Source organism: Brasilonema bromeliae SPC951, assembly GCF_012912135.1.
GTDB lineage: Bacteria > Cyanobacteriota > Cyanobacteriia > Cyanobacteriales > Nostocaceae > Brasilonema > Brasilonema bromeliae.
In genome coordinates, this window is sequence record NZ_QMEB01000262.1 from 1 (window position 1) to 8,929 (window position 8,929).

5 protein-coding genes are annotated in these 8,929 nt (G+C 41.9%); 3 read left to right on the plus strand and 2 right to left on the minus strand.

What is annotated here, in order from left to right:
* Positions 1 to 37 precede the first annotated feature (37 nt).
* Positions 38 to 1,288 (plus strand): nicotinate-nucleotide--dimethylbenzimidazole phosphoribosyltransferase, encoded by a 1,251-nt coding sequence (locus tag DP116_RS24590; RefSeq protein ID WP_169157654.1) that lies wholly within the window; start codon positions 38 to 40, stop codon positions 1,286 to 1,288.
* 159 nt (positions 1,289 to 1,447) lie between these two features.
* Here the strand turns inward: DP116_RS24590 and DP116_RS24595 are convergent, their stop codons facing one another.
* Positions 1,448 to 1,831, minus strand: coding sequence for a hypothetical protein (locus DP116_RS24595; RefSeq protein WP_169157655.1), 384 nt, complete (start codon positions 1,829 to 1,831; stop codon positions 1,448 to 1,450).
* Positions 1,832 to 2,568: 737 nt separating this feature from the next.
* Here DP116_RS24595 and DP116_RS24600 point away from each other — a divergent pair.
* The gene (locus DP116_RS24600; protein WP_169157656.1) at positions 2,569 to 3,711 is read left to right on the plus strand and encodes an extracellular solute-binding protein; all 1,143 of its coding nucleotides are present in this window, start codon (positions 2,569 to 2,571) and stop codon (positions 3,709 to 3,711) included.
* 389 nt (positions 3,712 to 4,100) lie between these two features.
* Here DP116_RS24600 and DP116_RS24605 read toward each other — a convergent pair whose 3' ends face one another.
* Positions 4,101 to 7,829, minus strand: a complete 3,729-nt coding sequence (locus DP116_RS24605) for a response regulator (protein ID WP_169157657.1) — start codon at positions 7,827 to 7,829, stop codon at positions 4,101 to 4,103.
* A 160-nt stretch (positions 7,830 to 7,989) separates the two neighbouring features.
* On the opposite strand from DP116_RS24605, the gene DP116_RS24610 reads away from it, so the two are divergent.
* On the plus strand, positions 7,990 to 8,715 hold the full coding sequence (locus DP116_RS24610) for a Nif3-like dinuclear metal center hexameric protein (protein WP_169157658.1): 726 nt from the start codon (positions 7,990 to 7,992) through the stop codon (positions 8,713 to 8,715).
* Positions 8,716 to 8,929: the final 214 nt, after the last annotated feature.

An 8,929-nucleotide genomic window follows, 5' to 3' on the forward strand; every position in this document is an offset into this window, starting at 1 on the left:
CACCCCTACACCCCTACACCCCTGTGTTTCTTTAATAATGACCAATGAGTTTATTCGCATTTATACTCAGATTGACCAGGCTCAAGAATGGATGAGCAAATATCGCGGTTGTTTACCCGTATTTGCTTGTGTTTTAGGATTTACTGAAACTGGTTTGATTCCTGGAATTTCCGCAGCTGGTCGTACTTGTGAGGATAGAAAATACACTGCTTGTGCAGATGCTGAGTTTTTATATTATGGTGCAGAACATAAACCCAAGTATTCTCTACCGCCGTTAGCGGCTGGGGCGTCCCCCGTTATTATTTCTCGCGCTGTGGTTGAGGCGCTAAATATTCCAGTTTATTTATTCAATGCTGGTTTACCTCAGTCCCCTGCTGTTCCAGCGATTGATTTAGGTGGTTATTCAGCTGGGTGTTTAAGTCAAGGCGCTGCTATGGAACTGGCAACGGTAGACCACTTGTTCAACCAGGGGCTGGTTTGGGGAGAACGATTGGGTAGAGAACTCCAAAATCGGTATTTAATTTTGAGCGAGTGTGTTGTAGGAGGAACGACAACCGCCCTAGCAATTTTAACTGGCTTAGGCATACCAGCAGTCGGAAAGGTTAACAGCTCTCACCCAGTTTGCAATCACGGGCAAAAGTGGGCAGTGGTGCAGGCTGGGCTGGAGAAGATGAGGAATAGAGAAGTTGGGGAAGAGGAAAAAATAGGAGTGAAGGAGGGAATGAGGGAAGGAGAGAGGAAAGGAAACGCTCACTCCCTCATCCCCTCATCTTCCGTAATTGATCCCCTTAAGTTAGTTGCAGCTGTGGGCGATCCCATGCAAGTTGTAGTCGCTGGGATGGCGATCGCTCTTAGCCGCAGTTGTGGCGTTTTGCTTGCTGGTGGAACACAAATGCTAGCAGTATATGCTCTAATCAGTGCCATTGCTCAAGTTTACGCCTTATCCTGGCGACCGGAAGAAGTCGTTATAGGAACAACCCGTTGGGTAGCAGAAGACCTCACGGGGGGCACAATTGAACTAGCGCAGCTAGTTGGTCAGAGCAACATAACTCCTGACGGAGTGACTCCACCGCTACTAGCGACTGAACTGAGTTTTGCTGATTCCCGTTATCCCCAACTTAGGGCCTACGAGCAGGGTTTTGTAAAAGAAGGTGTCGGCGCAGGAGGGGCTTGTATCGCTGCTCATCTAGTCCGAGGTTGGCAGCAACATCAACTTTTGCAAGCAATTGAAGACCAATTAGAGCAATATCAAAACAAGTCAGAATACAGAAGTCAGAATTCAGAATGATCCCATGTCTAAAAGCCAAGGGTGAGAATTCATATAGTCGAGCACAAAACACGCTGAATTCAAGCGTAAATCGAACAAGAATGCAATGAAATTAGCTAAAAACGGTGTAGAAGCCTTCAAGCTGAGTTCCTATGGGAGGAGTTTTAAGTTCTTTGTTGGTTAAGAATGAATTCTTTTGAGCAGTAATTGTTCTTCCAAAGCAGCAATGCGATTGTATGCTGCTGTTAATTGCGCTGTCAGCCGTTGGATTTGAATTTCTGGTGTTAAACTTTTCTCTCCGCCTTGAAAATTCGTGCTATCTGGATAAATGCCATCTGTGATGACGTCCTTATGTTCAAGCTCTGAACTGAAACTGCTTTGCCCTTTTAACTGATAGCGCCTTGCTTCGCTATTCTCCAGTAAATTATCCTTAGCCTCTTGTGCTTTCACTAGGCAGCCTTCTGATATTGCTTGAGAAACTTTACTATCAAGCTGCGAAATCACCTCAGAGAGGGCATCCAGTTTGTTACCCAGAGTTAGGACCTGCTTTTGTAATGGCTCCATTGAATACTCTCATCCGCTTATTTTCTCTATAGTATTCAATCTATTGACCACGTTAACTATACTTATGATTTTTTTAACTTTTAATATGTTCCGTTGAAATGCAATACTTAAATTCTTAATTTTAAATATATCTACATATTTTCTACAAATCTTAGTATCAATTTTTATTGACAAAAATTAATTTTGCGGATTTGTTTGAGAAATACTTGCGCTTCACGTTTTCTTAGTGCTGAGTGTGTAGGAATCTAAAGCTAATCGTCGTGTTAATTTCTTAGTAAACCTCTGGTGATAAATGCTCTGGATTAAGCGACAAAAACCTGTTTTTTGCCAGAAATCAATTCACGACGTAAAACCTTTACCTCAACGCCTTTGATTTTAGGGTTAGAAACTGTATAGGTTTTTCGGAGCGGACTGTAAAACAAAAAGTGAGAGACTCCGTACTCAATACTGGCTGTTTTTGTGAATAATTACTTAGGTAAAAGATCACTAATAGCTTACACCAGTATCAAATTGAAAAAGGAAATTCCAAATAAAATTGTCAAGAAACTCTGACAATCAGCGATATTGACTAGTATGACCTAAAAATAAATATTTTTTCAGATAAAAATAAAAACTATAAATCAACCAACAGAGATATGTTTAACTCATCCCCTGGAATGGTCTAACTTAATTCTTGCTACACTTAGGTTTGTAAAACTGATACTACTAACGCTTTTCCAAGCTAAAAGTCAAAATCAATGGAGCGACGGTCTTTTTTGCTAGGTACAACTACACTCGCACTTTCACAACTGCTTGTTGGGTGTGCTAACAACAAACAGGTGCTAAACGTGGAAATATTGCAAGGTTCTATCCCTGGTCAGGTAGTTAATCAATTTAGCCGTTTGCAGCCAAAAATGCAATTAAAGTTTACTCCTGTAGAGCAATTAGAGGATTTATTTAAAAAATTGCAAACTTGGCAGAAGAAAACGAAGACCACTGATGAGGGAGGATGGCGTCGCTTCTTACCATTTGCGAAATCTCAAAAAGTTACCAAAGCTGACTTAGTCACTTTGGGAGATTACTGGATAAGTTATGCAATTGAGAAGAAACTCATACAACCACTGGATGTGACAAAGATACAACAGTGGTCTGCTTTGCCCAAAAAATGGCAAGAATTGGTAACGCGTAACGACAAAGGTCTTGTCGATTCCAAAGGAAACGTTTGGGCTGTTCCTTATCGTTGGGGTAGTACGGTGATAATTTATCGTCGAGATAAGTTCCAAGAATTAGGTTGGACACCGAAAGATTGGAGTGATTTATGGAATGAGAAACTGCAAGGGCGCATTTCTCTTTTAAATCAACCACGGGAAGTCATTGGTCTAGTTTTAAAAAAGCTGGGAAAATCTTACAACACAGAAAACTTAGACACAGTTCCAAATTTAGAAAAGGAATTGCAATTATTAAATCAACAGGTAAAATTTTATGATTCTACTAGATACTTGGAACCTCTGATTATTGGGGATACTTGGTTAGCAGTTGGTTGGTCAAACGATATCGCACCATTTCTTGGACGCTATCCAGAACTTGCCACAGTGGTTCCTGACTCAGGAACTGCACTTTCGGCAGATGTATGGGTAACTCCTGCAAGTCAAGATAGGCAATCTTTGTTATATGAATGGATAAATTTTTGTTTAAAGGGTGACGTTGCTAAAAAAATATCTTTACTGACTAAAACAAATTCACCAATTCCTACAAATATTGCTGAGTCTGATTTTCAAAAACCATTACGTAGCCTGTTAGTTATTAATCCTAAAGTTTTTGATAAAAGTGATTTTTTACTTCCTTTATCCCAGCAAACAATGGCTCAGTATGAATCTTTCTTCGCCAAAATGAAGGGGTGATGAGGGAGAGAGGGGTAAGAAACTGTAACTTAAAATCTGAAAATAACTAGAAAAAGTTTCCCGAATTGTCCAGGTATTTATGGTATCATTTGAACGGTGGCTTGATTCACATCCGATAGATACGCCTAGTTAACTGTGAAGGTTAAAAAGCTCGTTCTGGGGCTTGTGCGCCACTAACAACAACTGAATACTTTTAAGTCTCATACCGAAATTCATTTCAGTATCTCTAACTGGGGATTAGTGGTCAAGGAACCTGAGTTATGGAGCGATGGAACCAAGCCGAAAGGCGCTTCTAACCCGTGCGAACTTACACCGTGGAGTTGAGTTTGTACAGATTTATCCACTTGTTGGTAGTTTTGTCCAGACTTTTAGAAGCGGTATACGGAACACTATCGATATAGCCAAACGCGCAAAAGAGAAAGCAACTGCTCGGTGTCAACAGGTTTGGAAATATAATCGGAGGCACCAGCTTCAATACACTTGTCGCGATCGCTTTGCATAGCTTTAGCAGTCAGAGCAATAATCGGCAAAGATTTAAATTGATTGTTTTGCCGAATCAGACGAGTTGTTTGGTAACCATCTAATTCTGGCATCATCATATCCATCAAAACCATATCAACGTCTGGGTTATTTTGCAGGACTTCAATGCCATCCTTACCGTTCTCGGCATACAAAACCTGCATTTGATAACGCTCAAGCATACTTGTGAGGGCGAAGATGTTACGCACATCATCATCGACAATCAGCACTTTTTTGCCTGCGAGTACGGGATCAGACGATTGCAATTGTTCGAGCATTTGTCGTTTAGGTATCGGCAAATTTGCTTGCACTCGATGCAGGAACAAAGCGGTTTCGTCGAGTAGACGTTCGGGTGAACGCACATCCTTGACAATAATCGTTTCTGCAATGCGTCGCAGTTGAGTGTCTTCGGCTCTAGTTAGTTCTCTAGCAGTGTAGACGATGATGGGTAATGCTTCACCATCTGGTTGCTGCTTAATTTGTGAAATCAGCTCAAACCCGCTCATGTCTGGCAGTCCTAAATCCAGCACCACACAATCATAATGCTGTGAGCGAATCGCCGCTAGTGCTTCTGCTCCCGTTCCAACAGCAGTCGTTTCAACATCGCTGTTACCTATCAGTTCCACAATGCTGTACCGTTGAGTGGAGTCATCTTCCACGACTAGCAGATTCTTTACACTGCGGTCCACAAAACCTTTTATTTTCGTCAATGCTTGGTGCAACGCGTCATTACTAACGGGCTTTTGCAGATAGGCGATCGCCCCTTGTTGCAACCCCCGCTGTCGCCCCTCCTCAACTGTCATAATATGCACTGGGATATGACGGGTAGAAGGGTTATGCTTGAGGCGATCGAGCACTGTCCAACCATCGATTTCTGGTAAGCGGATATCTAGAATGATTGCTGAAGGCTGAAATTTTTGTACCAGCGCCAAACCCGTACTGCCATTATGGGCGACGATGACCTTAAATTCTTTTTGTCGTGCCATATCTAAAAGGATACGCGCAAACATGAGATCATCTTCGACAATCAGAAGTACGCGGTCTCCTGGTTGGATGTTACCTCTATCGTCAATCAAGGGAGTGGGGAGGTCGGGTGTTCGCGTATCTTCTTTGGAGTTTGGGGTGAGTGAAGGAGTAAGGGACGCAGTGAGAAAACTTTCCCAAACTGTGTTGCTCTTTCCTTGTGTTACTCCTCTTTCTCCTTGTCTACGCCAGACACCTGTGGAGGGAAACCCTCCCGCAGTGCTGGCTCCCCGTGTCCCCCTATCCTCTTGTCCTCCTGCTTGGGGTAAGTAAAGCGTAAACGTGCTCCCCTGACCTAAGCGACTCTCAAGTTTGATTTCGCCATCCAACAGATGGGCGATTTTACGGCTAATTGACAAGCCTAGCCCTGTACCCTCATATTTACGACTAGTGCTGCCATCTGCCTGTTGAAATGCTTCAAAAATAATATTTTGCTTTTCCGAGGCAATACCTATACCCGTATCCCTGACAGCGAAGGCTATAACCGTAGCTGCACCATTCAAAGTTTCCTGGTCGGAACTCCACCCCTGCTTTGCCACAAACATCCGTAAGCTGACTTCTCCTCGCTCTGTAAATTTAAAGGCGTTTGCTAACAGATTTTTCAACACTTGTTGTAAGCATTTTACATCGGTTTCAATTGTTGTTGGCAGTTCTGGAGCCAATTCAATAGTGAAAGAAAGTTTTTTGTCAATAGCGACTTGCCTAAATGTACCTTCTATGTTGTCGCGCAATTCTAGAAACAACATCTGGTTAATGTTAATTGACATAGTTCCAGATTCAATTTTTGCCAAATCTAAAATGTCGTTAATTAACACCAAAAGGTCACGACCGGCTGAGTGAATTGTACGGCTATATTCTACTTGTTTTGCACTCAGGTTCCCCTCAACGTTATCTGCTAACAAGTTCGCCAAAATCAATAAGCTATTGAGCGGTGTCCGCAATTCGTGGGACATATTCGCCAGAAATTCTGACTTGTATTTTGACGATAGCGCTAGTTGCTCTGCTTTCTCTTCCAATGATTGGCTTGTTTGTTCCAGTTGCTGATTTTTGCGTTCAACTTCCTTTTTTTGTATTGATAGTAGCTCGGCTTTTTCTTCTATCTCGGCGTTTAGCTGCTGCAATTCTTCGTTAGATTGCTGCAACTCTTCCTGCTGCTGCTTCAAGAGTTTTTCCGATGCTTGCAACGTCTCGGTCTGTTCTTCTAATATCTGATTACTCTGCTTAAGTTCTTCTTGCTGAATTTGTAGCTGTTGCGTTAAAGCTTGGGATTGTTGGAGGAGTTCTTGAGTGCGGATATCGGCTGCAATTATGTTCAATACCACACCTATGGTTTGTGTAACTTGCTCTAGGAAAATCAGAGAAATCTCTCCAAAGCGTTGAAAAGAAGCTAACTCAATCACTGCTGTCACCTGATTTTCAAACAGCACAGGTAACACAATAATATTTAATGGTTTGGCTTCGCCTAAACCAGAACTGATATGAATGTAGTCACTTGGGACATCTGTGAGTATAATTTTTTGTTTTTCTAGAGCGCATTGTCCCACCAGTCCTTCACCTAAGCGGAATTGGTTCGACAGATGCTTCCGCTGTTGGTATGCATAGCTACCGATAAGCTTGAGCATTGGCTGTTCATCAACAGAGTCCATGATGTAGAAAACACCTTGTTGTGCATTAACCAATGGGGCAAGTTCACACAGTATCATGCTAGCGACAGTTTCTAAACTTCTCTGACCTTGCAGCATCTGGCTAAATTTAGCCACGTTAGACTTTAACCAATTTTGTTCACTATTTGTCTTAGTTGTCTCGCGTAAATTGGCAACCATCTCGTTAAACGCCTGCGATAACACACCAATTTCGTCCTGGCGATTGTTAGCAGTCGTACTCACAGATAAGTCTCCTATTGCCAGCTTTTCTGTGACTTTAGAGAGTTCTTGGAGAGGTTTAGAAATGTTCCTAGTTAAATAAATACCAATTAAAGTTAAGAGTAAAAAAGCTAGAGGAATACCATAAGTGATAGTATTCATTGCTTGATGGGTTGCTGCTTGAGTCCGCCTAGAGCGCTGTTCTAATAAATTCCTCTCTTCTGTTTCCAAATCTAAAGTTAGGCGACGGATTTCATTCGTCAAATTGTTGCTATTATCCGTCAATCCCTGTTGCCTGACAGCATCTAATGGTTGACTGTCACGCAAGGAAATCGAGCTTTGCATTATCGCTAATTTTTGTTTAATCTTTGGATCGAGAGCATCAATTCTACGCTGCTGATTAGGGTTATCTACCGTTAATCTTCTCAGGGATTTGAGACTTTCTTCAACAGCTGGAATCGCACTGTTGTAAGATTGTAGCTCACTTTTTTCTCCTGTCAGCAGATAACGACGTTGTGCTCCCTCAGTATCTTTTAGCTGAGACCTTAAATTATTCAAATCCCCAAGTACTTGGTAGGTATGGGTTTGCCAGCCAGAGGTTTCAATAAGATTGTTTGTCGCCTGGTATGAAACAACTCCAATAGCGGCAAGCATCATTAACCCAAATCCAACGCTTGCACCTATTTTGTTACCTATTGTCAGATTATTAAGCATCTCTCATTAGTTATATTTAGACAATTGCCGCTATTTTTTGGTTAAGTGTTTGGTTGCTATTGTATAAATTTTAAGATTTATAAATATGATTTCTGTTATTGCTTACAAAAAACATAAAATTAAGAATTAATCGTTGAACGTTCATAATAAGACATTATGAATGATCACTGGAAGCAACTTGATTCTTTTACAAGAAATAGCAGAATTTCTAGACCAATTCTTTGCTGTTGAGCGCTACTCTCAAGAGGAAAGAGGTGGTGTATATTTGCCTTCAACACGTCCTGTTAGACGTTTGGGCTTGGTACTAGAACCGTGTGCGCAGTTACAGGAATGGACAAACACTCAACATTTAGATGCACTGTTCTTACATCGTCCTTGGAAACTTGAACCAGAACAACTGTCACCAGATATCGGTGTTATATCTTATCATTTACCATTTGATGAGCGCTTGACGTTTTCTTTTAATCCCAGATTGGCACAAGTGTTGGGAATGTCTAGTTTAGAAGTGCTGGGAAAGAAGGACGGCAGAGCAATCGGTATGATTGGAGAGATTCCGACTCAAAGCTTTGCACATTTTGGTCATTGTGTCAATCAAATCTTTGCTGGACACGAGCAGGTACGTGCAGCCCAAAGCGCTGAAGTCACACGAGTTGCTGTTGTTGGTGCAATGACTGACTTGCTCGTGCGTGAAGCAGCAACTCGCGGTGCTAATGTCTACATTACCGGACAGTTACGGCAGCCTGCTGAACAAGCATTGCTAGAAACAAAAATTGGTGTCATCGCCGTTGGTCATCGTCGTGGTGAAGTATGGGGTTTGCGATCGCTTGCTGGAGTCCTACGCGAACGGTGGTCTAGCTTAGAGGTGGTTGTGCCTCACCATTCATAATTAAGTTATAGCAGGGAACTCTTAACAGGGAACTCTTAACAGGGAACAGGGAGATCTTAACAGGGAACAGGCTTGAAACTCTCTCAGTGTCTAAGTTTTATGTTCAGTTTCTGTGCTAAAACACCTGGCGACAGCTATAGTATGACAGTTGACGATTAACCGTTATATAAATCCTGCTCAAACCTAATCAACACCTATCAAAGCTATTCAATTG